This window comes from Streptomyces sp. RLA012, from assembly GCF_056270325.1.
The window spans coordinates 4,474,498-4,498,808 of sequence record NZ_JBWDPA010000002.1; the positions used below are offsets into that span (position 1 = coordinate 4,474,498).

Annotated in this window: 20 protein-coding genes; 7 read left to right on the top strand and 13 right to left on the bottom strand. The window is 70.8% G+C overall.

Features of this window, described 5'->3' with window-relative positions:
- Nucleotide 1: 1 nt before the first annotated feature.
- The 5 genes from pstC to RV986_RS20220 all read right to left on the bottom strand — a co-directional run bounded on the left by pstC (nt 2) and on the right by RV986_RS20220 (nt 6,106).
- Nucleotides 2-1,051 carry a phosphate ABC transporter permease subunit PstC gene (pstC, locus tag RV986_RS20200; protein WP_475918760.1) on the bottom strand — a complete coding sequence of 350 codons (1,050 nt, stop codon included), beginning with the start codon at nt 1,049-1,051 and terminating at the stop codon, nt 2-4.
- Nucleotides 1,052-1,371: 320 nt separating this feature from the next.
- Nucleotides 1,372-2,451, bottom strand: a complete 1,080-nt coding sequence (locus tag RV986_RS20205; RefSeq protein WP_475918761.1) for a hypothetical protein — start codon at nt 2,449-2,451, stop codon at nt 1,372-1,374.
- 79 nt (nt 2,452-2,530) lie between these two features.
- Complete coding sequence (locus tag RV986_RS20210) at nt 2,531-3,469, bottom strand: N-acetylneuraminate synthase family protein (protein WP_475918762.1); 939 nt, start codon at nt 3,467-3,469, stop codon at nt 2,531-2,533.
- Nucleotides 3,470-3,483: 14 nt separating this feature from the next.
- Nucleotides 3,484-4,716, bottom strand: coding sequence for a cytidylyltransferase domain-containing protein (locus RV986_RS20215; protein WP_475918763.1), 1,233 nt, complete (start codon nt 4,714-4,716; stop codon nt 3,484-3,486).
- A 64-nt stretch (nt 4,717-4,780) separates the two neighbouring features.
- The gene (locus RV986_RS20220; RefSeq protein WP_475918764.1) at nt 4,781-6,106 is read right to left on the bottom strand and encodes a DUF6716 putative glycosyltransferase; all 1,326 of its coding nucleotides are present in this window, start codon (nt 6,104-6,106) and stop codon (nt 4,781-4,783) included.
- A gap of 198 nt (nt 6,107-6,304) precedes the next feature.
- Between RV986_RS20220 and RV986_RS20225 the strand changes: the two genes are divergently transcribed.
- The 5 genes from RV986_RS20225 (at nt 6,305) to RV986_RS20245 (ending at nt 12,382) form a co-directional block, all read left to right on the top strand.
- Nucleotides 6,305-7,282, top strand: a complete 978-nt coding sequence (locus RV986_RS20225) for a glycosyltransferase family 2 protein (protein ID WP_475918765.1) — start codon at nt 6,305-6,307, stop codon at nt 7,280-7,282.
- On the top strand, nt 7,279-8,592 hold the full coding sequence (locus tag RV986_RS20230; protein ID WP_475918766.1) for an alpha-2,8-polysialyltransferase family protein: 1,314 nt from the start codon (nt 7,279-7,281) through the stop codon (nt 8,590-8,592). Before RV986_RS20225 ends, RV986_RS20230 begins: the two co-directional genes overlap by 4 nt.
- Nucleotides 8,593-8,718: 126 nt before the next feature.
- On the top strand, nt 8,719-9,699 hold the full coding sequence (locus tag RV986_RS20235; protein WP_475918767.1) for a glycosyltransferase family 2 protein: 981 nt from the start codon (nt 8,719-8,721) through the stop codon (nt 9,697-9,699).
- A complete protein-coding gene (locus RV986_RS20240; RefSeq protein ID WP_475918768.1) occupies nt 9,696-11,039 on the top strand; it encodes a polysialyltransferase family glycosyltransferase in 1,344 nt (447 codons plus the stop codon). The genes RV986_RS20235 and RV986_RS20240 overlap by 4 nt, the downstream gene beginning before the upstream one ends.
- 173 nt (nt 11,040-11,212) lie before the next feature.
- Complete coding sequence (locus tag RV986_RS20245; RefSeq protein ID WP_475918769.1) at nt 11,213-12,382, top strand: acyltransferase family protein; 1,170 nt, start codon at nt 11,213-11,215, stop codon at nt 12,380-12,382.
- Nucleotides 12,383-12,442: 60 nt separating this feature from the next.
- Here the strand turns inward: RV986_RS20245 and RV986_RS20250 are convergent, their stop codons facing one another.
- A complete protein-coding gene (locus tag RV986_RS20250; protein ID WP_475918770.1) occupies nt 12,443-13,093 on the bottom strand; it encodes a TetR/AcrR family transcriptional regulator C-terminal domain-containing protein in 651 nt (216 codons plus the stop codon).
- A gap of 26 nt (nt 13,094-13,119) precedes the next feature.
- Here RV986_RS20250 and RV986_RS20255 point away from each other — a divergent pair, with 26 nt between their 5' ends.
- Nucleotides 13,120-14,628 (top strand): FAD-dependent oxidoreductase, encoded by a 1,509-nt coding sequence (locus tag RV986_RS20255; RefSeq protein ID WP_475918771.1) that lies wholly within the window; start codon nt 13,120-13,122, stop codon nt 14,626-14,628.
- A 575-nt stretch (nt 14,629-15,203) separates the two neighbouring features.
- Here RV986_RS20255 and leuE read toward each other — a convergent pair.
- From leuE to RV986_RS20270, 3 genes are all read right to left on the bottom strand, one after another.
- Complete coding sequence (gene leuE, locus RV986_RS20260) at nt 15,204-15,860, bottom strand: leucine efflux protein LeuE (protein WP_475918772.1); 657 nt, start codon at nt 15,858-15,860, stop codon at nt 15,204-15,206.
- Nucleotides 15,861-15,914: 54 nt separating this feature from the next.
- Nucleotides 15,915-16,490, bottom strand: a complete 576-nt coding sequence (locus RV986_RS20265) for a Uma2 family endonuclease (protein ID WP_475918773.1) — start codon at nt 16,488-16,490, stop codon at nt 15,915-15,917.
- A gap of 93 nt (nt 16,491-16,583) precedes the next feature.
- Complete coding sequence (locus RV986_RS20270) at nt 16,584-18,164, bottom strand: acyl-CoA mutase large subunit family protein (RefSeq protein WP_475918774.1); 1,581 nt, start codon at nt 18,162-18,164, stop codon at nt 16,584-16,586.
- Nucleotides 18,165-18,365: 201 nt separating this feature from the next.
- Between RV986_RS20270 and RV986_RS20275 the strand changes: the two genes are divergently transcribed.
- Complete coding sequence (locus tag RV986_RS20275; RefSeq protein WP_475918775.1) at nt 18,366-19,265, top strand: L,D-transpeptidase family protein; 900 nt, start codon at nt 18,366-18,368, stop codon at nt 19,263-19,265.
- 237 nt (nt 19,266-19,502) lie between these two features.
- Here RV986_RS20275 and RV986_RS20280 read toward each other — a convergent pair whose 3' ends face one another.
- The 4 genes from RV986_RS20280 to RV986_RS20295 all read right to left on the bottom strand — a co-directional run bounded on the left by RV986_RS20280 (nt 19,503) and on the right by RV986_RS20295 (nt 24,202).
- Entirely contained in the window at nt 19,503-20,672 is a 1,170-nt protein-coding gene (locus tag RV986_RS20280; protein WP_475918776.1) for a hypothetical protein, read from the bottom strand.
- Nucleotides 20,672-21,358 (bottom strand): RNA polymerase sigma factor, encoded by a 687-nt coding sequence (locus RV986_RS20285; protein WP_475924348.1) that lies wholly within the window; start codon nt 21,356-21,358, stop codon nt 20,672-20,674. The genes RV986_RS20280 and RV986_RS20285 overlap by 1 nt, the downstream gene beginning before the upstream one ends.
- Before the next feature lie 640 nt (nt 21,359-21,998).
- Nucleotides 21,999-22,628: an RNA polymerase sigma factor gene (locus RV986_RS20290; protein WP_475924349.1), complete on the bottom strand. Its 630-nt coding sequence runs from the start codon at nt 22,626-22,628 to the stop codon at nt 21,999-22,001.
- Between the two features lie 101 nt (nt 22,629-22,729).
- Nucleotides 22,730-24,202: an MFS transporter gene (locus RV986_RS20295; RefSeq protein WP_475918777.1), complete on the bottom strand. Its 1,473-nt coding sequence runs from the start codon at nt 24,200-24,202 to the stop codon at nt 22,730-22,732.
- Nucleotides 24,203-24,311 lie beyond the last annotated feature (109 nt).

Genomic DNA, 24,311 nt, shown 5'->3' on the forward strand with positions numbered 1-24,311 from the left:
CTCATGCCTCGCTCTGTGCGCCGGACCGGGAGCGGGCCACGACCGAGGAGGCGGTGAAGTTGACCGCCAGGGTGAGCAGGAACAGCGCCAGGCCCGCTGCCATGAGCGCCGACATGCCGAAGGTGGAGGCGTCGCCGTAGTGCAGGGCGATCAGCGAGGAGACCGAGTTCGAGCCGGTCTGCAGGATGTGCGGCTGGATGGTGAAGACCGGCGAGATGATCAGGTAGACCGCGATCGTCTCGCCGAGCGCCCGGCCCAGGCCCAGCATGGTGCCGCCGATGATGCCGGCCTTGCCGTAGGGCAGGACGACCGAGCGGATCATTCCCCAGCGGGTGGCGCCGAGCGCGTAGGCGCCCTCGCGTTCGCCCGCCGGGGCCTGCGCGAAGACCTCGCGCATCACCGAGCACTGGATCGGCGCGACCATCAGTGCGACGACGATTCCGGCGACGAAGGTGGAGGCGGTGTAGACGCTGTCGGAGGCGAGCGGTTCGCCCGGCTGGGCGCCGTCCACCGTGAACAGCGGGATCCAGCCAAGCCAGCTGGACAGCCAGCGCGACAGTCCGATCACGTGCTGCTGGAGGAAGAACAGGCCCCACAGCCCGTAGACCACGGACGGCACGGCCGCCATCAGGTCGACCATCGTCACCAGCGTGCGGCGCAGTCGGGGCGGCGCCACGTCGGAGATGAACAGCGCGGTCCCGACGGCCAGCGGCACGGAGAGCGTCACCGCGACGGCGGCGATCAGCAGGGTGCCGGTGAGCACGGCCGCGATGCCGAAACGGTGGACGTCCGGCTGCCATTGGGCGGTGGTGAGGAAGGAGAAGCCGGTGGCCTTGAGCGCCTGACCGGCCCTCATGAGCAGGAAGAGGCCCACTCCCGCCATGATGGCGAGGACGACGACACCGCTGGTCGTCAGTTGATACCGGAAGATCCGGTCACCGAGCCCCCGGGCGGCGTACGGCCGCCGGGGCGCGGGTCTGCCGGAACCCGATCCCCCGGACCCCGGTCTGTCGGAGTCCGGTCTGTCGGACTCCTCGTGCGCGGACGCCACGTGTGGTCCCCCCACTGCGTAAACGGAACAGGCGTGCGGCGACCAAATAGCGCCACGAGGGGAGATTCAATGGCTGGATCGTGTCGGTCCAACGCGCGATCTATGGACGACTCGCGAACAGCGCGTGTCTGTTCGGTGCAACCGGTGTGGAGAAGATTCGGAATCCCTGTGTCCCACCCGGACGGGACCGACGTGTCCCACCCGGACGGGACCAACGCCGGAGCCCCCCGGGCCACGCCCGGGGGGCTCAGAGAATGCGTGCCCATGTCACATCTCGACACGAACGCCGGCAGCCGGTGAACAGCCGCTCCACAGATGTCCTACGGCGACGTCACCGTCGACAGCCGGTGCACGTCCCGGGCCGTGCCCGTGACGCCCGACAGGAAGCCCTGGGCGCGTGGAGAGGCGTTGTCCGTCAGCCAGGTCGGGTCGATGTCGCAGACGGCGACGCGGACCTCGGTGCCGACCAGGGCCAGCGGCAGGGTGTGCACGACCGTCGAGGGGAAGCTGAGGATCGTACGGCCTATGGGGCCCCGGCGGGCGATCAGTTCGAGCGGGAGGTCGGGGCGGACGATCTCCAGGCCCGTCTCCGCGGCCAGCCGGTGGAGTTTGTCGGTGCTCTCGCGGCGGTGGGCGAAGTAGCGGGTCGCCCCGTGGGCCTTGGCGAGGGAGCGGACCGCCTCCAGATAGCGGTCCGGGTCGACCACGCCCGTCTCGACCAGGGAGGTGCCGACCAGGTCCGCGCCCTTGGTGATGCGGGGCGGGCCGAAGCGGGCGCGGGTCCAGGAGAAGTCGTTGGCGGTGACGCGCACGCCGTCCGGGACCGGGTCGATGGGCATGGAGGAGAAGACCTCGACCGTACGGCCCTTGGCGGGCGTGAGACGGCGGCGGGCCGAGGCGGAGACGGGGGCGAAGAGCACGTCCCGGGGACCGGGACGGCCACCGCGCCGGTGCCAGCGCACCAGGCGTTCGCCCCGGGCGAGCTGGGCGACGAACTCCATCGTCGCCGTGCCGTCGTCGACCACGACCAGGTCGGGGGCGCGGGTGATGGTCAGCAGCAGCTGTACATAGCGGGAGAACGGGTCTCCCATGACGATGCGGCGGGCCCTGCGCAGCAGCGGGGCGAGTCCGCCGATGGTGTGGAAGGGCGCCGTGGTGCCACCGCGCGCCTCCTCCCAGCGGACCTCGTGGCCCTCGTCGCGGGCCAGTTCGGCCATGCGGCGCAGTTGGCCCCGGGTCATCGGATCGTTGGGGGACAGGACGACGAGGGTGAGCCCCGCGCCGGGCGCCGTGCCGTCGTGGGCGCGGGTGTGCGCCCACTCCAGCACGTTCAGGAGCTGTACCGGACTCTCGACGAAGGCGAGAGTGTGGGGGCCGGTGGAACCGGTGCGGGGGCTCATCGACGTACGACCGTCCCGTCGGAAGGAGTTGTCGTATGGAGGTGGAAGTAACGCGTGGGGGGTTCGGGAGGTCAGGACCTCAGACCGCGAGCGGCTCGCCCGCGGCCGCGGCGATCTCCGCCTCGGCGACGACGCCCGTGACGCGGCGCAGCTTCTTCATCGGGCCGAGCTCCGACTCGTAGACCTTCTTGACGCCGTCACCGAGGGAGGCCTCGATGGTGCGGATGTCGCGGACGAGGCGGGTCAGGCCCTGCGGCTCGACGGACGCGGCCTGGTCCGAGCCCCACATGGCGCGGTCGAGGGTGATGTGACGCTCTACGAAGGTGGCGCCGAGGGCGACCGCGGCCAGCGTGGTCTGCAGGCCCGTCTCGTGACCGGAGTAGCCGATCGGCACGTTCGGGTACTCGGCCTGCAGGGTGTTGATGACGCGGAGGTTGAGCTCCTCGGCCTGCGCCGGGTACGTCGAAGTGGCGTGGCACATCAGGATGTTGTCGCTGCCGAGGACCTCGACCGCGTGGCGGATCTGCTTCGGCGTCGACATGCCCGTGGAGAGGATGATCGTGCGGCCGGTGGCGCGCAGGGAGCGCAGCAGCTCGTCGTCGGTGAGGGACGCGGAGGCGACCTTGTGGGCGGGGACGTCGAACTTCTCCAGGAAGGCGACGGCCTCGGTGTCCCACGGGGAGGCGAACCAGTCGATGTTCTTGCTCTTGGCGTACTCGTCGATCTTGCGGTAGTCGTCCTCACCGAACTCCACACGGTGGCGGTAGTCGATGTAGGTCATGCGGCCCCAGGGGGTGTCGCGCTCGATGTCCCACTGGTCGCGCGGGGTGCAGATCTCCGGGGTGCGCTTCTGGAACTTGACGGCGTCGCAGCCGGCCTCGGCGGCGGCGTCGATCAGCTTGAAGGCGTTCTCGAGCTCACCGTTGTGGTTGATGCCGATCTCGCCGACGACATACACGGGGTGGCCGGGGCCGGCGGTCTTCGAACCGAAGGTGCGCAGACGGGAGTTGGTGCTCATGGTGGAGAAGTTCCTTACTTGTCGAGGGAGTCGAGAGAAGGGCCGAGGATCCAGCTGGCGATCTCTCGGATCGCGCCGTCGCCGCCGGAGACGGTGGTGACCGCGCGTGCGGCGCCGCGCACGACGTCGTGGGCGCTCGCGACCGCCACGGGCCAGCCCACGAGGGCGAAGCACGGGAGGTCGTTGACGTCGTTTCCGACGTAGAGCACGCGCTCAGGCGCGATGCCCTGCTCCTCGCACCACTGCTTCAGTGCGAGGTCCTTGCGGTCGATGCCGTGCAGGACCGGAATCTTGAGCTTCCGGGCCCGGGCGGCGACGACCGGGTTCTGTTCCGTGGAAAGGATCAGCATCGTCAGCCCGCTCTTGCGCAGGGCCGCGATACCGAGACCGTCCCCGCGGTGCACGGAGACGAACTCCCGTCCGTCGGAGTCGATCAGCACCCGGTCGTCGGTCTGGGTGCCGTCGAAGTCTAGGACGACCGCGTCGATGTCGTCGGCGGTCGGGAGGGCGCCGGGCCGGTTCGCGTCGAAGAGCGGCGCGAGGGCCCGGGCGCGGGCGAGGTCGTGCGGGTCGTCGATCTCCAGCACCCGTGCCGGGTCGGTGCGCACGAGTTCCGTGCGCCCGAAGAAGCGGTGCTGGTGCTCGCGCAGGCCCGCGGCGTCCATGGCGTACGCCGCGCCGGTCTCCAGGAGGTCCTGGGGGCGGTCCTGGCGGCGGGGGCGGAAGGACTTGTCGTGGTTGACGCCGTTGCCGCCCTCGGTGGACCCGTCGGCGGCGTCCCGCCAGATGAAGCCGTGGAAGGAAGCGACCGTCAGGGCGGTGTCCGCGCCGTTCTCGACGACCGCCGCGGCGACACCGTCGATGTCCTCGCGGAGGATGAACGGGCTGGTGCACTGGACGAGCAGGACCACGTCGACCGGGGAGCCGTGCAGGGCCTCGTGGGCGTCCATGGCGTGCAGGACGGCGGCCTCGGAGGTGGCGGTGTCACCGGCGATGGCGGCGGGCCGCAGCACGACCTCGGCGCCGGCCTCACGGGCGGCGGCGGCGATCGCCTGGTCGTCGGTGGAGACCACCACGTCCGTGACGAGCCGCGTCGCGCGGCACTCGCGCACCGCGCGGGCCACCAGCGGGACGCCGCCGACCGGGAGGAGGTTCTTCGCGGGGACGCCCTTGGAGCCGCCGCGCGCGGGGATCACCGCGAGCACACGGCGCACCGGCGTCGCGCCGGCCGCTTCCGAGTTGGTCATGCGCTGTTCTCCTTGACGAGGGACACGGGGAAGGCTTGCGGGACGGGTGCGGGAGAGGTGTCGGTCACAGCTCCCCCATCCGCCGGATCACCGGTGCCACCCGCTGCACTCCGTGGCGGTAGGCGCCGCGGGCCGCGCGGCGGACGATCTGCCGTACGGGGCTGGGCTCCTTGTCCGCGGCGGGGGCGCCGGGCAGCGGGCTGCCGTCCGGGCCGAGGTGGTGGCGGGCGAGGAGCCCGGGGAGGTAGCCGGGGGCGGTGACGGGCGTGTAGTAGGGGGTGAGGGGCAGCAGCCCGGGGGCCGCGAGCAGTCCGGTGATCCGGGCGCGCGCCTCGTCGAAGGCCGTCTCGTACGACCCTCCCCCAGAGGGGGGACCCCCGGCCGCGACCCCCTGCCGGGCCACCCACACCGGGTCGGGCGTCGGCTCGTACCCGGCGTCGAGCTGTTCCCAGGAGGCCAGGCAGCCGGAGCCCACGAAGTGGTGGTTGCCGAGCGCCTCGCGCACCCCGAGGTCGCTGAGGACGACGGTGGGGATACGGCGGTGCAGGGACTCCAGGGCCGCCGTGGAGCTGATGGTGACCAGCAGGTCGGTGCGGTCGAGTACCTCGCCCATGTGCCCGTACACCAGGCTGAAGTTGGCGGGCAGCTCCGTCTTCTGCGCCAGCTTCTGGTAGGGCAGTTCCTCGATGTGCGTGGTGTGCTCGCCCGGCTTGGAGCGCAGCTTCAGCAGCACCTCGCGGTCCGGGTGCAGCCGGGCGTGCTGGATCAGCCGGTTCAGCAGGTACGTACGGTCCTTGCGGCTCTCCGGGACGGAGGGCTGGGCGGCGAAGACGACCGTGTACGGGTCGTGCTTCTCGTAGTCCGCGCCGCCCAGGAAGGGCAGCGCCACCTCCGTCACCGAGGAGGCGTCGGCGCCCACTCCCTCGTACACGGCCCGGAAACGCTCCGCGTCCTGGCGCGAGTTGGCGAGGACGAGGTCCGCGCCGTGCCGCAGCAGCAGGCCGTCGGCGAGCTTCTCGTAGACGACGCCGACATAGCCGGTGACGACCACGGGCCGCTTCGCGCGGCCCTCCCAGGCGTGGGCGAGGCCGTGCAGGATCGCCTGGACGGCGCCCCCGACCAGAGCGAGGACCAGGACGTCGTACTGCTCCTCCTCCATGTCGCGCAGAAATTCGACGGCGGTGACCTCACGGAGGGAATCCGCGCGGACGCCGACCTCTTCGAGCTGGCGGGCGGTGGGGGTCGCACGGCCGCGCAGGAGATAGCCGTTGAGACGGATGTCCGATCCGTCCGGTGAAATACGGTTCGCGGTGAGCGATCCCCATTTCCACCGGGTATCGGAATCCGCGAGGACGGCTACTCGCAGGGGCTTCCTGGTACTTGCTGGCACACCCAAGACGCTAGGAAGCGATTCCGAGGTCCAGCCCAACCTGAACACAACAAACGGTTAACAGCACATCGACGGATGGCGAACCACGCCGCGATCCACCCAGAAATCCGCTGGGTTCACGGCTTCGCCACGTGTCGTTCACCTCAGATCTCACCAACGGTCAAGACGAATGCCGGGCGGCCGTCTACCGTCAACCGGGTGGTCAAGCTCTCCGTCATCCTGCCATTCTTCAATGTGCAGCGATATGCCCCAGAAGCCCTGAAGAGCCTGCGCGCGAACGTGCGGGACGACTTCGAATTCATACTCGTCGACGACTGTTCGACCGACGGGACGCGCGAGATCGTGGAGCGCGCGGCACACGACCTCCCGGGCGCCGTCCATATACGGCGCACGGAGAGCGGGGTGTCCGCCGCGCGCAACACCGGAATCGACGCCGCCCGCGGTGAGTACCTGACGTTCCTCGACGGCGACGACTGGGTCGCCCCCGGGTACTTCGAGCAACTGCTGGCCGGCATCGAGAAGCTCGGCTGCGACTTCATGCGTACCGACCATGTGCGGTGCACGGGAAGCGAACGGGTCATCCACCGGGTGCCGTACGGCCTGCGGGACACCGTCATATCGCCGCGCGACGTGATCCTGCCGGGCAACCGCTCGACGCCCGTCGACTACCCGTACTCCTGGGCGGGCATATACCACCGCAGGCTCGTCGACCGCGGTCTGCTGCACTTCCCCGAGCATCTGCACACCGCCGAGGACCGGCCCTGGATCTGGCGCCTGCACCGCGAGGCGGAGTCCTTCGCCGTGGCCGGGCGACTGCTCGGGATCTTCTACCGGCGCGGCGTGACCTCGTCCCTGACCCAGATCGGCGACGTGCGCCAGCTCGACTTCATACCGGCGTTCGACCAGGTCATAGCCGAGACCATGCAGGACCGGGACGCCGACCGCTATCTCCCGAAGGCCGTTCGCACGTACTGCGCGATCATCGCCCACCACCTCAACACGATTGAGAAGTTCGAGCCGGCGGTGGCACGCAGGCTGCGGACCATGAGCGCGGCGGCCCTCAAGCGCCTGCCTCAGGACATTCTCGACGACGCCCTCGACTCGATGGACTGGGAGCGCGCCTCACGACTGCGGAGACTGCGACGCCGCCCGGTGACGGAGGCCGCTTCCGCATGACCACCCAGATCTTCTGCGCCTCCACGCTCTACGGAGTCGCCACGCTCGCCGCGGCCATCGACGCCGACTGCTTCCACCCCGCCGACCGGCGCATCCTGCTGGTCTCCAACAACGCGGGAAACCCCGAGGTCACCCGAGCCGTCAACGAGATGCCGGGCTTCGCGCTGCTGCGCGACCGCTTCGACGAAGTGATCTCGTGGAACGAGACCATCACCCCCTTCCACCCCGGCGGCTGGTCGCCGCGGCCCGACGACACCCCGCTGTGGGAACGGCATCTGCGGCTGCTGTGGAACCTCGGGGACGACGACGTCGAGCTGGCCGTGGAGTCCATCCAGGTCAACCCGGCCCTCGCCGTCAGCCAGATCTTCTCCGTGGCACCCGTCGACGTGTACGCGGACGGGCTGATGAGCTACGGCCCCACCCGCTTCAAGATCGACCCGCTGGTCGGCACCCGTGTGCGCCGTCTGCTGCACCTGGACCTGGTGCCGGACCTCAAGCCGCTGCTGCTCACCGAGTTCGGTGTGGCGCCGGAGACCGTACCGACGGACGCCTTCCTGAAGGTGCTCGGCACGATCGGCGGCACGGCCCCCGAGTTGACCGACCTGCCCGACGAGGCCGCCCTGCTGCTGGGCCAGTACCTCTCCGCGCTCGACATCCTCACGCCCGAGGAGGAAGAGGACCTGCACGTACGGATGCTGCGGGGCGCCGTCGCCCAGGGACACCGCCAGGTGATCTTCAAGCCGCACCCCACCGCGCCCGCCCGCTACGGCCGGGCCCTGGAGGAGGAGGCCGAGCGCCTCGACGTCCGGCTGACCGTCCTGGACGTGCCCGTGCTGGCCGAAGTGCTCTACGAGCGGGTCCGGCCCGCCCTCGTCGTCGGCTGCTTCTCCACCGCGCTGTTCACCGCGAAGACCTTCTACGGGCTGTCCACCGCGCGTGTCGGCACCGAGGTCCTGCTGGAGCGGCTGACCCCGTACCAGAACAGCAACCGCGTCCCGGTCACGCTGGCCGACGCGCTGCTGCCCGACCTGGAGAGCGGACGGACGGCGAAGATCGGGGAGCTGACGGGCCTGGTCGAGACGGTCGGGTTCATGATGCAGCCGCAGATCTACCCCGACCTGTACCAGGCGGCCACCGATTACCTCACGCACCGCCCGGACGGCATCGACCGCTTCTTCAAGCGCCGCCGGCTCACCGCGCTCGGCCTGCCCGGCGGGCTGCCGAACCGGCTCGCCTTCATCCCGCGCAACGCCACGGTGCGGCGGGTGGCGCGGCGGGTGCGCACCATCCAGCGCAAGACACTCGGATAGGCAGTCGCACACATATTCCCTACTCGCTCAGAAATCAAGAGGTTTACCGAAGCCTTCATTTTTTGTTAACCCTGCGTCCTCCCCGTGGCTTGAATGGCGAGCGGACCCCGACCTAGCGTCGACCGCGTGGTCAAGCTCTCCGTCATCGTGCCGTTCTACAACGTTCAGCAATTCGCTCCTGACACCCTCAGGAGCCTTCGCTCGAACGCCCGTGACGATTTCGAGTTCCTGCTCGTCGACGACTGTTCGACCGACGGAACCCCCGGGATCCTCGACCGAGCGGCACAGGACATTCCCGGCGCCATACTCCTCAGACACGAGAAGAACGGCGGCCTGGCCACCGCGCGCAACACCGGCATCGACGCGGCCCGCGGGGAGTACCTCACCTTCCTGGACGGCGACGACTGGCTCGCGCCCGGACACCTGTCCCAACTCCTCGCATCGGCCGAGGAGTTGGGGTGCGATTTCGTGCGCACCGACCACATCCAGTGCCAGGCCCGCACCCGTACCCTCCACCGGGCCCCGGTCGCGCCCCGCGGCGTCGTCCTGTCGCCGCGCGACGCGATCCTGCCGGCCCACCGCTCGACCTCCGTCGACTACGCGTACGCCTGGGCGGGCATCTACCACCGCCGTCTGGTCGACCGGGGCCTGCTGCACTTCACCGACGGGCTGCGCACCGCCGAGGACCGGCCGTGGATCTGGAAGCTGCACCGGGAGGCGCGGACCTTCGCCGCGGTGGGGCTGCTCGGCGTCTTCTACCGGCGCGGCGTCGCCTCCTCCCTCACGCAGATCGGGGACGTCCGCCAGCTCGACTTCCTGCGCGCGTTCGACCAGGTGGTGGCCGAGACCGCCGAGGACCACTCCGCCGACGAGCTCCTCCCCAAGGCCGTCCGCACCTACTGCGCGATCATCGCCCACCATCTGGGATCCATCGAAAGGTTCGAGCCGCCGGTGGCACGGAAACTGAAGTCGATGAGCGCCGTGGCGCTGCGGCGCATGCCGCAGGACGTGCTCGACGAGGCCCTCGACTCGATGGACGCACCGCGCGCCGCACGCCTGCGCCGACTGCGCCGCCGTCCCGCCCCGGCCGCCGGGGTGTCCGCGTGAGCACGCAGATCTTCCTCGCGTCCACGCCGTACGGCACGGCCACGCTCGCGGCGGCGTTGGACACCGCGCGCTTCGCCCCCGCCGACCGGCGCGTCCTGCTCGTCTCCAACAACGCGACGACGCCCGAGACGACGCCCGCCCTCGACACGATGCCCGGATTCGAACGGCTGCGCACCCGCTTCGACGACGTGATCTCGTGGAACGAGACCATCTTCCCCTTCCACCCCGGCGGCTGGGCCCCGAGACTCGACGACGTACCGCTGTGGGAACGCCATCTGCGGCTCGCCTGGGACCTGGGCGACGACGACATCGAGCTGGCCGTCGAGTCCATCCAGGTCAACCCGGCGCTCGGCCTCGCGCAGATCTTCACGGCCGCGCCCGTCACCGTCTACGCGGACGGCCTGATGAGCTACGGCCCCACCCGCAACAGGATCGACCCGCTGGTCGGCAGCCGGGTGACCCGGCTGCTCCACCTGGACCTGGTGCCGGGCCTGAAGCCGCTGCTGCTCACCGAGTTCGGTGTCGAACCGGAGATCGTGCCGACCGCCGCCTTCTCGAAGGTGCTCGCCGAACTCGCCGAACTCACCGACACCGACGCCGAGTTGCCCGCGATCGACCGCCCCGCCCTGCTCCTGGGCCAGTACCTCTGCGCGCTCGACATCCTCACCGCCGAGGAGGAGGAGCACCTCCATGTGCGGATGCTCATGGGCGCCGTCGGACTCGGCCACACCCGTGTGGTGTTCAAACCGCACCCCACGGCCCCGGCCCGCTGGTCGCGCGCCCTGGAGAAGGAGGCGGCGGAGCTGGGCGTCGACCTGACCGTGCTCGACTCGCCGGTCCTCGCCGAAGTGCTCTACCAGCGGATGCGCCCCGCGCTGGTCGTCGGCTGCTTCTCCACGGCGCTGTTCACCGCGTCCGCGCTGTACGGCCTGCCCGTCGCCCGCGTCGGCACCGACGGGCTGCTGGAGCGCCTGACGCCGTACGAGAACAGCAACCGCGTCCCCGTCACGATCGCCGACGCGCTGCTGCCCGAGCTGACGGACCGGTCGGCGGTCACCGGGCAGCGGCCGGGCATGGACACCGCCGACCTCACCGCGCTCGTACGGGCCGTCGGTTTCGCGATGCAGCCGAAGATCTACCCGGAGCTGCGCCCGGCCGCCGTCCGCTATCTGACCGAGCACCTCGACCCGCACACCTGGAGGTACTTCAAGCGGCGGCGCCTCACCGTGCTGGCGCTGCCGGGCGCTGTCCCGCCGCAGCTCGCCTTCCTGCCGCGCAATGCCACGGTGCGGCGTATCGCGCGCCACGCGCGCTCCCTGCGCCGAGCGGTGCGCCGCTGAGTGCCCCCATCGAGTGCCGCCATTGGATGCCCCGATTGAGCGCGCTGGAAGCGAAGCCAAGATGAATTCGTAGCGTCTGCTGGACAAACCGTTGGTCCGCCGGTCACACCCCTCATGCGAATCGGACTAATGTGCTGACGAATTCATATACAAGGCACGTCGAGGGGTAGCCCGTGAGCAACATTCCCGAGGACGTGCGCGGGACTTCCACAGACACAGTGGTCCGCGCCGTCCTTCCTCCGGCCGAAGTGCCCCGACAGCCGGAGAAGGCCAAGGCCAAGCCCCGGGAATCCCGGCTTCGTGCCCTGGACGGGCTGCGACTGATCGCCGCGCTGATGGTGGCCGCGTACCACTACGGCGGCCGCGAGGGCGATGTCTCGACGGCCTGGGGAACCTCGCCCAAGCAGCAGTTCCCCAAACTCCACGAGTTCTTCGCGTACGGGTGCATGGGCGTCCAGATCTTCTTCGTGATCAGCGGATTCGTCATCTGCATGAGCGGCTGGGGCCGCCCGCTGCGCTCGTTCTTCGCCTCCCGCGCCTCCCGGCTGCTGCCCGCCTACTGGGCGGCGGTCATCATCGTGACGGCCGTGTTCGCGCTGCCGGCGGTCGCCTACAAGACGGTGGGGCCGAGCGACGCCCTGCTCAACCTGACCATGCTGCAGATGCCCCTGGGCGCGCACCGGGTGCTGGGGGTCTGCTGGACGCTGTGGGCGGAGGTCCGCTTCTACGCGCTGTTCGCGCTGTGCATCGTGCTGCCGGGCGCGAACCGGCAGCGGGTGATCATGTTCTGCGCGGGCTGGACCCTGGCCGTGGCGCTCGCCCAGACCGCCAACGAACCGCTCCTCAACACCATCCTGATGCCGGAGTACGCCTCGTACTTCATCGGCGGTGTCGGCCTCTACCTGGTCCACCGCGACCGGCGGGACGCGTACGCCTGGGGCATAGTCGGCGTCAGCTTCCTGATCGGCCAGCACTACGCGGTGAAGAGCCTGTGGCACGCCCCGAATCCGGAGTACTTCTCCAACCGCACCACCTTCGGCATCATCCTGGTCCTCACGCTGGGATACCTGGCGGTCACCGCCATCGCGCTCGGCTGGCTCAGCTGGGCGAACTGGCGGTGGCTGACGGTCGCGGGCGCCCTGACGTACCCCTTCTACCTGGTCCACGAACACCTGGGCTGGGTCGTCATCAAGGCCTACCACCAGTCCCTGGGCATCCCGTCGTACGCGACCTTCCTCCTCACGGTCCTCACGATGCTCGTCCTGGCCTGGCTGCTGAACCGCTTCGTCGAGAACCGGCTGACTCCACGGCTGCGCTCGGCGCTGTCCACTCCGCGCAGCTGACGCCGCGCTCGGCCTCCTGTCCGGTGCGCTACGGGCAGGAGGCCCCCTGATCCGCGGACGTCAGGTCGCCCCGTACCGCTTCTCGATTCCCGCGACCAGCAGCCGCAGCCCCTCCTCGAACCCTTCCTCGTAGTTCTCGAAGATCTCCGCGCCCGCCGCGGCCGACAGTGGAAAGTCGGCCATCCGGCGGGCGCGTTCTGCTATGTCGTAGCCCTCACGGCGCTCCCCCGCCAGCGGCTCGACGCCCTGCTCCTCGACGACGAAGCCGATGGTGTACGAGTAGGCGGTCGAGTTCGCGCGAACCGCCTGGGCCAGGGTGAACCCGGCGTCCGTGAACAGGCGCAGGGTCCGTTCCATCTCCACGGCGTGCAGGGTGCCGGTGAAGCGCGAACCGCTGAAGACCCTCGCGCCGTCGCGGTAGCTCAGGAGCGCGGCGCGCAGGCCCCGGCCGGCCTGGAGGAGCCGCTCCTGCCAGCTTGCGACGGGGTCGGGGTCCGCGCCCTCGACCATCCGGCGGTACATCTCCGTGGCCATCTCGTCGAGCAGGGCCTGCTTGTTCTTGAAGTGCCAGTACAGGGCCGGGGCCTGGACGTTCACCTCCTTGGCGATGGCGCGGAGGGTGAGGCCGTCGAGGCCGGCCTCGTTGAGCAGCCGCAGCGCGGTCTCCACGACCTGCCTCTTGTCCAGCTTGGGAGATCTCCGGGTAACCACCTTGACAGTTTAACGCCGTTAAGGACATGCTCCCGAACAAGCAACTTAACGCCGTTAAGGAGATCTCCGTGGCCTCGAACACGAACACGAACACGACCGTGGACGTACTCGTCGTCGGTGCCGGCCCCACCGGCCTCGCCCTCGCCGTCGACCTGGCCCGGCGCGGGGTGCGCGCCCTCGTCGTGGAGCGGTCCGACGCACTCTTCCCCGGCTCGCGCGGCAAGGGCCTGCAGCCGCGCACCCTGGAGGTCCTCGACGACCTCGGTGTGCACGACGCGATCCGGGCGGCGGGCGGCCCCTACCCGGTCGGGATGATGTGGCGGGACGGGGAGCGGCAGGGCGAGCACCGGATGTTCGACGCGACCGAGCAGAGCGAGGGCTCGCCGTACACCGAGCCGTGGATGGTGCCGCAGTGGCGCACGCAGGAGATCCTCTTCGCACGGCTGACGGAGCCGGCGCCCCGGCAGGCAACGGACGCAGGGGTCGCGTTCGGGCGGGAGCTGGTCTCCGTCGCACAGGACGCCGACGGGGTGACGGCCGGCTTCGCCGCCGGCGCACCGGTGCGCGCACGGTACGCCGTCGCCGCCGACGGGGGCCGTTCCGCCGTACGGCGCGCGCTCGGGATCGGCATGACCGGCGAGCTCGTGGACCCGAACCCGACGCTGGTGGCCGACGTCCGCGTCACCGGGCTCGACCGGGACAACTGGCACCTCTTCCCGCCGCGCGGGGACGGCGACGGCTTCCTCGCGATCTGCCCGCTGGCGGGCACGGAGGACTTCCAGCTCGTCGCCCGGTTCCCGGAGGGCACGACCCCCGACCTGTCCCTCGACGGCATCCGCGAGGTCGTCGCCGCGCGCTCGCATCTCGCGCCCGACGACGTGACCGAGGTGCGCTGGGCCTCCGACTTCCGACCGCGGGCCGCGATGGCCGACCGGTTCCGCGAGGGCCGCGTCTTCCTCGCGGGCGACGCCGCGCACGTCCACTCCCCCGCCGGGGGCCAGGGCCTCAACACCAGCGTCCAGGACGCGTACAACCTCGGGTGGAAACTCGGCGCGGTGCTGCGTGACGGGGCCCCCGAGTCACTCCTCGACTCCTACGAGGAGGAGCGGCTGTCCAACGCCGCCGACATGCTCGGCCTGTCCACCCGGGTCCACCGGGGCGAGGTCCGCCGCGGCGCGGCCACCCAACAACTCGGCCTCGGCTACCGGGAATCCTCGCTCACGGTGGAGACCCGCGCGGGCCTGCCGGACGACGCGCTGCACGCGGGCGACCGCGCACCGGACGGCATCCATGACGGCGCCCGCCTCTTCGATGCCTTCCGGGGGCCGCACTGGACACTGCTCGCCGTCGGCACGGGCAGCGTCCTGCCCGCACTCCCCGGCGTCCGTACGGTCCGGATTCCGTCGTACGGGGCGTACGGCGACGGGGTCTTCCTCGTCCGGCCGGACGGTTACGTCGGCTGGGCGGGCGACACCGCCGAGGGGCTGGCGGAGTACGCGCATCTGCCCGGCCGGCACCTCCACGGCTCGCAGTGATTTTCAGCCATCCCAGCGGCCTCAACGCGCCCCACAGGAAACTCCACGAAATCCCAGAACCAGGCATTCCGCATGACCGATTCCGAACTCCACCGATCAGAAGATCCCTTGACCGATCATCAGGCGGCTCCCACCCTTTTCGGGGGCTGGGCGGAGGCGAACCAGCAGGTAAATCGGCGTCTTTGACAAACGGGGGCCCGGCGGACCGGCAGGGGACGGTGGCCGAACCCGTCGGGCGCGAGTACCGCGCCAAGGCGGACAAGGTGAGCGTCACCGCGACGTACGACACGGACGCGGCGCCCGTCCGGAACATCCTCGCCGGCGCCGAGGTCCCGACAACCGCTCCCCGCGTCCGGGAGTCCGCGGCGCCCTCACCGCTCCGCACCGCGGAGGCCGCCGCACTGCCGGCAACCGCGCACCAACTGCACCGGCAAGGGCTTCGACACCTGTGCCGCGCCCTCGTCCTCCGCCATGAGCTCCTGGCAGGCGAGCTCGCCCTACAGCGCGGTCGGGATCTGCACCGGCGGCTCGCAGCGTGCCAACGGCACCCTCCACGTCGGCGGTGGCGAAGCCGGCTAGGAGGCGCCGGCCAGCGTGAGCTTCACGGCGAAGCCCAGGAAGAGGGCGCCCGCGGCGGTCGTGGCACCGGCGGACAGCCGCCTGCGCCGCCGGAAGGCCGCCGCCAGCTTCGTCCCGCTGAAGATCAGCGCGGTGAGGTACAGGAAGCTCGCGAGCTGGGCGAGAGCGCCGAGGACGACGAAGGAGAGCGCCGGGTGGGCGTAGCCCGAGTCCACGAACTGCACGAAGAAGGCGACGAAGAAAAGGATCGCCTTCGGGTTGAACAGGCTGATCACCAGCGCCCGCCGGAAGGGCCGCTCCTCGGCGGCCGACGTCGCGGACGCCTCGGTCGCAACGACCCGGTCCCGCCGGGTCCGCCACATCCCCCACGCGGCCCGCAGCATCCCGACCGCCAGCCAGGTCAGATAGCCGGCCCCGGCGTACTTCACGATCCCGAACAGCACCGCGTTGGCCTGCAGCAGCGAGGCGACTCCGGCCGCCGACAAGGTCATCAGCACGGTGTCCCCGCACCAGACGCCCGCGGCGGCCGTGTATCCCGTGCGTATGCCCTTGCGGGCGGCGACGGACAGCACGTACAGCGAGTTCGGACCGGGAAGCAGAACGATCAGCACGAGTCCCGCGAGATAGGTCGGGAGGTCGATAACACCAAGCATGAGGTGGAGTGTCGCACGAGAGTACGACACCGCACCTTCGGGGTTTCGTGACAGTCAGCCGTCGAGGAGGGTGTCCACGTCCAAGGTGACCTTGACACCGATCGAAGGCGGCAGGGCGACGGACTGACCTCGCTCGAAACGCTCGGGGTCGCCGTAGGCGCCGTCTGTGGGGTCGGTGTAGAGGAGGACCTCGTCGTGCTTGCGGTCCGCGATGAGGTAGACCGGAAGGCCCGCCTGGGCATAGCACTCGACCTTTGGACCGAGGTCGTCGGACCAGTTGGAGGAGGTCACTTCGACGACGAGGCGGAAGACGTTGGGCGCGTAGTAGTTCTTCTTCACATGAGCGTCGTCGAAGTCCTCATCCACAACAGAGAGGTCGGGGATCGCGAAATCCTCTGGCAGCGTGGGCAGCCAGAGGCCGATGCCCTGGATCCATTCAGCCCCGCTTCCCTCAATGCCTGCGCGTTCCAACGCCCTGCACAACTTCGTCAATGACCGCCCGCGCGGGCCATCCGGCGGTGGTGTCCCAGTGAGCCTCCCCTGGAGAATCTCCACGCGGTGCCCAGGCAGTGCACGGGAGAGCTGTTCGGCGGCTTCGCCCAGCGTCAGCTCGTGTTGCAGTACGGCCACGGCATCCTCCTTTTCAGGGGCTCACTCTTCACGAGAGCAACCGGGGCCGATTGAACTCCGCCCCTGATCACTCATACGGAGTAACCGCCCAGCTCAGAACGCATCGCTCGGCACATACGTCCCCCAAACCCCCCGCAGCGCGTTGCACACCTCGCCCACCGTCGCGCGGGCGCGCAGGGCGTCCTTCATCGGGTAGAGGACGTTGTCCGTGCCCTCGGCCGCCTTCGTCAGGTCGGCCAGGGCCGCGTCCACCGCCGACTGGTCGCGGTCGGCGCGCAGCTTGGCGAGGCGTTCGGCCTGCTGGGCCTCGATGGCCGGGTCGACACGGAGGGGCTCGTACGGCTCCTCCTCGTCGAGCTGGAAGCGGTTGACGCCGACCACGACCCGCTCGCCGGAGTCGGTCTCCTGGGCGATCCGGTACGCGCTGCGCTCGATCTCGCCCTTCTGGAAACCGTGCTCGATGGCGGACACCGCGCCGCCCAGCTCCTCGACCTTCGCCAGGAGTTCGACCGTGGCCGCCTCGACGTCGTCGGTCATCTTCTCGATGACGTACGAACCCGCGAAGGGGTCCACGGTGGCGGTGACGTCCGTCTCGTACGCCAGAACCTGCTGGGTGCGCAGGGCGAGCCGGGCGCTCTTGTCGGTGGGCAGCGCGATGGCCTCGTCGAAGGAGTTGGTGTGCAGGGACTGGGTGCCGCCGAGCACCGCGGCCAGGCCCTGGACCGCCACCCGTACCAGGTTCACCTCCGGCTGCTGGGCGGTCAGCTGGACGCCCGCCGTCTGTGTGTGGAAGCGCAGCATCAGCGACTTCGGGTTCTTCGCGCCGAACTCCTCACGCATCACCCGGGCCCAGATCCGGCGCGCGGCACGGAACTTGGCGACCTCCTCCAGGATCGTCGTACGGGCGACGAAGAAGAAGGACAGGCGGGGGGCGAAGTCGTCCACGTCCATGCCCGCGGCCACCGCCGTGCGGACGTACTCGATGCCGTCCGCGAGGGTGAAGGCGATCTCCTGCGCCGGGGACGCGCCCGCTTCGGCCATGTGGTAGCCGGAGATCGAGATCGTGTTCCACTTCGGGATCTCGGCCCGGCAGTACTTGAAGATGTCCGCGATCAGCCGGAGGGAGGGCTTGGGCGGGAAGATGTACGTGCCGCGCGCGATGTACTCCTTGAGCACGTCGTTCTGGATCGTGCCCGTCAGCTGGGAGGCCGGGACACCCTGTTCCTCCCCCACCAGCTGGTACATCAGCAGGAGGAGGGCCGCGGGAGCGTTGATCGTCATCGACGTCGACACCTTGTCCAGCGGAATGCCGCCGAACAGGATCCCCATGTCCTCCACCGAGTCGATCGCCACGCCGACCTTGCCGACCTCGCCGTGCGCGATCGGGGCGTCCGAGTCGTGGCCCATCTGGGTGGGCAGGTCGAAGGCGACCGACAGACCCATCGTGCCGTTGGCGATCAGCTGCTTGTAGCGTGCGTTCGACTCCACCGCCGTACCGAAACCGGCGTACTGGCGCATGGTCCAGGGGCGGCCGGTGTACATCGACGGGTACACGCCACGGGTGAAGGGGTACTCACCCGGCCCGCCCAGCTTCTCCGCCGGATCCCAGGCGTCCAGGGCCTCGGGTCCGTAGACGGGTTCGATGGGCAGTCCGGACTCCGACTCGCGCGCCATTGCTGTGCCTCCCGCTGAAGCTACTCACTGGTAGGACCGACCGTCGCCACGGACTGTAGTGGCGGCCGTGCGCGGGGTGGAGAGGACCGCGCTGGGACCTTGCTCACTCTGTTCCTCCCTTCCCCAGGATGGCCCGTCGTTCGCAACCGGGCACGCCTGGGAAACATCTCAAGGGATACGTCTACACAATGGGGGGTCGGAATGCGCACGACTGGTACGGGGAGAGCACTCGCCGCCCTCGTGGCGCTCGTCGCGGTGAGCGGCTGCACGGCGCAGGCGGTGGGCGCGCACGGAAGGACGCCCTCGGCCGCGAGGACCGACGACCGTTCCGACGACCGTTCGTCCGCGTCCGCCGCCGGGGACGACAGCCCGGGCGACGAGCCGAGCGACACACCCGGCGATACGTCCGGCAAGCCGAGCACCGACACGTCGAGCGCCGAACCGGGCGCCGAGCCGCCGTCCCCCGCGCCCGCAGTCCTCTGGTCCCGCGGTGACCGGGGCACCGATGTCCGCAAGGTCCAGGCGCGGCTGCACCAGGTCGCCTGGCTCATCCCCGCGCCGACGGGGACGTACGACGCCCCGACCGTCGCGGCGGTGAAGGGCTTCCAGGGCAAGCGGGGGCTGCCCCGGACCGGCGAGCTGGACGCCGTCACCTGGGAGCGGCTGCGGAGGATGACGCACGAGCCGGCCTCCTGGGAGCTGTACCCCTACGGCGGACAGCCCGCCGCGCGCCCGGACCCGCGCTGTATGACGGGCCGGGTGCTGTGCGTCAGCAAGACGAGCCGCACCCTGCGCTGGATGATCGACGGGAGGACGGTCTCGGAGATGGACGTGCGGTTCGGCTCGCAGTACACGCCGACCCGCGAGGGTGTGTTCAGCGTCTACTTCAAGTCGCGCCACCACGTGTCGACGATCTACCACACGTCCATGCCGTACGCGATGTTCTTCAGCGGCGGCCAGGCGGTCCACTACTCACCGGACTTCGCGGCCCGCGGCTACTACGGCGCCTCGCACGGCTGCGTGAACGTACGGGACGAGGGGAAGATCGCGGCGCTGTTCGCCCAGGTCCGCAACGGGGACAAGGTCGTCGTCTACTGGTGACGGCCGGCCCGGAGGGTGTGTGGGGCGCGGGCGGGACCGGGGGAACGTGTCCCGCCCGCGCCGATGTGCACCAGGCCCGGGTACGGGGGGAACCCCGGCGCGGTGCGACGGCCGATGACCAGTCGGCTCACCCACTACTGCGTCACCGCGGCCGAAAACGTCACACCCCGGCGGAAGAAAGTTCAGAGAAGGACGAAAGAGCGCAGGTCAGCGCCGGAGGAGAAGGGTCCTCGCAGCTCAGACGGCCGAGAGCAGCGGCAGTGCGCTGTACCTCGGGCCCAGGGGCGTCGCCGGTGCCGGAGCGGACGGGGACGACGGCGTCAGGTCGCGCCGCGGCGGCGCCAGGGCTGCGGGCGACCCCGGGGCGAGGAGCCCGCTGCCGCCGTTCCGGCCGCTGCCGCCCGGCCGTATGTGGCCCTCGTCGTCACCGCCGTTGGCCCCGCTGCCGGAGCCGTTGCCCGAGCCGCTCCCGGAGCCACCGCCCGAGCCGTTGCCGAGTCCGTGTCCGGTACCGGTGTCCGAGCCCGTGCCGCCCTGCTGGTCGCCCTGGCTGTTCTGATCGCCCTGGTCGCCCTGGTCGCCCTGGTGGTTGTAGTACTCCCGGCCCAGCAGGCCCTTGCAGTACTTCTTCACCCGCTGGCCGCCGCCCGCCGCGTCCTCCAGGACACGTCTGCGTCCGGCTTCCAGCCCTTTGCCGTCCAGGACGTCACGGCAGTAGGCGCGCGCGTCGCTCAGCCACGCGCCGGAACGGCCCGACCGCTCCGTGTCGGACGAGCCGGGCTGCCCGCTCGCCGCGCCGGTGCCCCCGGCCTCGTCCTTCCCCGAGCCGGTGTCGGCAGGCCCGGTCGCGCCGGCGTCCGGGATCGGCGACTCGGAGCCGTAGGTCCGCGACGCTCCCGGTGACGGCGAGAGCGGAGACAGCTGCGGGGTCTGCACCGCGGAAACCGTCGCGGCCGGGTTCGGCGAGTCGTCACGGAACGGAGTCGGCAGCGCCCCGGTTCCGGCCGCCACGGCGACCCCGCCGATCATCCCTGCGGCCAGCACGGCGGCGATCCCCAGGCGCAGGGGACGGCCCCGACGAGCCCTCCGGCCGCGCGGAACCGGACGGCCCAGACGTACCAGACCGGCGGCGCCGGAGTGCGCGACGGCAGCCTCCCGGCCGCGGCGGCCGAGCTGGCCCGCCGCGTCCTCGCGCTCCGCGCGGACCTGCTGGAACGCGGCCAACGCGGCCGCCTCGCCCGGGAGTTCGATGCCGCTCGACGCGGGTTCGGGAGCCAGCGCGCCGAGCGCGTCGGCGAGCCGCTTCGCCCGCCCCTGGGTTTCGGCGTCGACGGCTTCCAGCGGCTCACCACGCAGCAGACGCTCCGCGGCGTCGCGGTCCAGCCACTTGTCGTGCTCGTCGGCCATCACATGTCCTTCTGCGTCCGCGAACGCGTATCCGTCACACCCGCGGACGTCACCGCGCGTGTGCGCGACTCACTTCGCGACTCACTTCGCGACTCCCTCTGCGGAGGGACGGCGTCGAGGGCGCCCGCGGATTCCGGATCCGCGCCGAGCAGTTCCGCGAGCCGTTTCAGACCGCGGTGCGCCGCGGTACGGACGGCTCCGGGGCGCTTGCCGAGGGTCTCGGCCGCCGTCTTGGCGTCGAGGCCGACGACGACCCGCAGCACCACGGCCTCCGCCTGGTCCTGCGGGAGCTGGGCGATCAGCGAGAGGGTGCTGTCGGTGGCCAGCGCCTCGATGGCCTCGCTCGCGGTGTCGGAATCGGCGGCCTTCCCGGCCAGCTCGGTCTCGTCGCCGCCGATCGCGGGGCGCCGCCCGCGCATCCGTATGTGGTCGAGGGCGCGGTTGCGGGCGATCCTGGCCGCCCAGCCGCGGAAGCGGTCCGCGTCCCCGCTGAACCTCGCCAGGTCACGGGCGATCTGCAGCCAGGCCTCGGAGGTGACGTCCTCCGCGTCCGGGTCACCGACCAGCGTCCGTACATATCCGAGCAGCCGTGGGTGCACCGCGCGGTACACAGTCCGGAACGCGGTCTCGTCCCCGTCCTGTGCCGCAAGCACCGCGGCGGTCAGCTCCGCGTCGTCCCCCAGCACCCGCACCCCTTCTGCGCCTACACCGGCGCCGCTCTCGCGGACGTGGTTGGTCGCCATCGTGGTTACTCGATTGATGGTTGCGGTCATGGGCCCTTTGGTCGGTGACCCTGCTCCGCGGTTCGGCGCGAATGGCACGTTACGGCCTGAAACCGCTCCCCGTCCATGTTCGTACAGCATGCAACTAATCAGTGACCGAGCGAGGTGTGACACAAAACGCAGCCGCGGCGCTGTAGAGAGTACGGGCCGCCGCGCGGCCCGTGCCGCGCGACGGCCGGGGCCTCTCCTGTGGGGGGTGGCGGCCCCGGCCGTTGCCATCGGCCCTCCTGCTTTTCAGCGGTTCCGGCCCTTCGGCGATTCCGGCCCTTCAGCCTCGCGACAAGCAGCACGAGTGTGGTCCGCAGCGCGCGTCCCGACCCGCGCCGCCCACGCGGCCACCGGTCGTCCCGCCGCCGGGTCCGCGCACGGCCCGCCCCGCTCTCGCGAGCGGCCCGGTACGCGGCGACGGCCCGCCTCCGGGTCGGCGGGCAGACTCCGTACGGCGGCGAGCAGCGCGTCGAGGGAGGGCCGCTCGGTGTCCCCCTGCCGTTCACCCATGTGTGCCCATCCCTGCCCCGCCCACCCGGCCCACGGCTCCTGACGCTCATCCCGAATCCCCCGGCGTCCGGGGGCCCTTGGGCGTCACACCCCCGTTCTCTGCGTCGGCGCCGAGCTGCTGGGCCAGTCGTTTCAGGCCGCGGTGGGCGGCGGTGCGGACCGCGCCTGGGCGCTTGCCGAGAACGCGGGCGGCGGCCGGACCGTCGAGGCCGACGACGACGCGCAGCAGTACGGCCTCGGCCTGGTCGCGGGGCAGGCGCGCGAGCAGTTCCAGGGCGCGCGCCGTACCGAGGGTCTCCAGCGCCTGATCGTGGGTGCTGTGGGCGCCGGGCAGATCCAGTACGTCGCTTTCGAGCACGGTCGACCGGGGGCGTACCCGCTGCCGCCGCAGATGGTCGAGCGCGCGGTGCCGGGCGATGGTCGCCGTCCAGCCGCGGAACCCCGCCCCGTCCCCCCTGCACCGTCCGAGGTCCCGGGCGATTTCCAGCCAGGCGTCGGACGCCACATCCTCCGCTTCGTCCCCGACGATGCCCCGCAGATACCCGAGCAGTCCGGGCTGCACGATCCGGTACGCGACCGCGAAGGCGGCCTCGTCGCCCTCCTGCGCCCGCGCGACGGCCGCGCCGAGCTCACCGTCGTACGCCTGTACGCGGCGGGATTCCGCTCCCTGGCCCAACACCGTCCTCGTTCGCACCGAGTTCGTCAGCCCCTCGGGACGCGTCCCGGCTCAGACGTCCGCGCACCCGCGGATCACGTCCCGCACCCCGCCGGTCCGGTTCAGCCCCTGCCGTCCACCGGCTCGGGCAGCGGAGCCGTCCGTCCCTGCGGGGCCGGCATCCGGTCCGCGTTCACCACTGTCCCGGCGATCAGCGCGGCCAGCAGCAGCGCGCCCATCGCCCACCAGGTGGCGACGTTGAAGCCGTGGACGGCGGCCCGGGAGGCGAGCGCGCGGCGGTCGGTGCCGGGGCCGGCGTGCGCCGTCGCGTACCGCGTCGTCACGCTGGCGGCGATCGTGTTGAGCAGCGCCGTGCCGATCGAACCGCCGACCTGCTGGGCGGTGTTGAAGGTGGCGGAGGCCGCGCCCGCGTCCCGGGGCGGGACACTCACCGTGGCCAGTGAGATGGAGGTCATCATCGCCGTGCCCATGCCGAGGCCGAGCATCAGCATGCCGGGCAGGATGTGCGAGGCGTACGCCGGTGCCACGCCGACCTGCGCGATGATCGCCATCGCGCCCGCGGCCAGCAGCAGCCCCGGAACGATCAGGGTGCGCGGCGGGACCCGGTTCAGGAGGCGGGCCGCGATCTGCGTGGACCCGGTGATCATGCCGACGGTGATGGGGAGATAGGCGAGCCCGGTCTTCACCGGCGAGTACCCGAGCACGCGCTGGAAGTAGTAGGTGAGGAAGAGGAAGGTCCCGAACATCCCGATGGTGACGAAGAGGATGGTGAGGAACGCCCCGACCCGCTGCCGGTCCCTGATCACCGACATCGGCAGCAGCGGCACCCGGGCGCGGGTCTGCCAGAACGCGAACAGGCCGAGCAGCACGACCCCGGCGGCGAGCAGTCCGAGGACCAGTCCGTCGCCCCAACTCCGCGACTCCGCCTCCGAGAAGCCGTACACCAGGGAGAGCATTCCGGCGGAGCCGAGCAGCGCGCCGGGCACATCGAGGCGCGCGTCCTCGTAGCGGCCGCCGCCGCTGAGCACCGCCAGGGCGCCCGCGAACGCGACGAGCGCGATCGGGACGTTGACGTACAGGCACCAGCGCCAGTCCAGATACTGGGTGAGGAAACCGCCCGCGAGCAGCCCGATCGCCGCGCCGGCGCCGACGATCGCGCCGAACACGCCGAAGGCCTTGCCGCGTTCCTTGGGGTCACTGAACGTCGTGGTGAGCAGCGACAGCGCGGAGGGGGCGAGCAGCGCCGCGAACACGCCCTGCAGGGCGCGCGCGCCGAACAGCATCCCGGAGCTCGTCGCCGCGCCGCCCAGCGCCGACGCGGCGGCGAAGCCCAGCAGGCCGATCATGAAGGTCAGCCTGCGCCCGGCGAGGTCCGCGATCCGGCCGCCGAGCAGCAGCAGTCCGCCGAAGGCGAGGGTGTAGGAGGTGATGGCCCACTGCCGGTTGCCGTCCGACATGTGCAGGGCCGCCTGTGCGGACGGCAGGGCGATGTTGACGATGGTCATGTCGAGGACGACCATCAGCTGCGCGAGCGCGATGACAACCAGCGCCCACCAACGTCGGTTGTCGGCCATGAGGTCTCCCGGGTCCGGCGGTTGCCCTCATGTTCACTCCGCGGCCCGCCCTTTGGGAACGGTCGCGTATCTTAAGAGCAGGCAATCTCCTCGCCGGAGCAGGCAATCT

Coding starts and splice junctions, on each gene's coding strand:
- RV986_RS20295 (WP_475918777.1), bottom strand. CDS start 24,202: ATGGCCGACAACCGACGTTGGTGGGCGCTGGTTGTCATCGCGCTCGCG.
- RV986_RS20210 (WP_475918762.1), bottom strand. CDS start 3,469: ATGAGCACCAACTCCCGTCTGCGCACCTTCGGTTCGAAGACCGCCGGC.
- RV986_RS20215 (WP_475918763.1), bottom strand. CDS start 4,716: ATGACCAACTCGGAAGCGGCCGGCGCGACGCCGGTGCGCCGTGTGCTC.
- RV986_RS20255 (WP_475918771.1), top strand. CDS start 13,120: ATGCTCCCGAACAAGCAACTTAACGCCGTTAAGGAGATCTCCGTGGCC.
- RV986_RS20205 (WP_475918761.1), bottom strand. CDS start 2,451: ATGAGCCCCCGCACCGGTTCCACCGGCCCCCACACTCTCGCCTTCGTC.
- RV986_RS20270 (WP_475918774.1), bottom strand. CDS start 18,164: ATGGCGCGCGAGTCGGAGTCCGGACTGCCCATCGAACCCGTCTACGGA.
- leuE (WP_475918772.1), bottom strand. CDS start 15,860: ATGCTTGGTGTTATCGACCTCCCGACCTATCTCGCGGGACTCGTGCTG.
- RV986_RS20230 (WP_475918766.1), top strand. CDS start 7,279: ATGACCACCCAGATCTTCTGCGCCTCCACGCTCTACGGAGTCGCCACG.
- RV986_RS20275 (WP_475918775.1), top strand. CDS start 18,366: ATGCGCACGACTGGTACGGGGAGAGCACTCGCCGCCCTCGTGGCGCTC.
- RV986_RS20280 (WP_475918776.1), bottom strand. CDS start 20,672: ATGGCCGACGAGCACGACAAGTGGCTGGACCGCGACGCCGCGGAGCGT.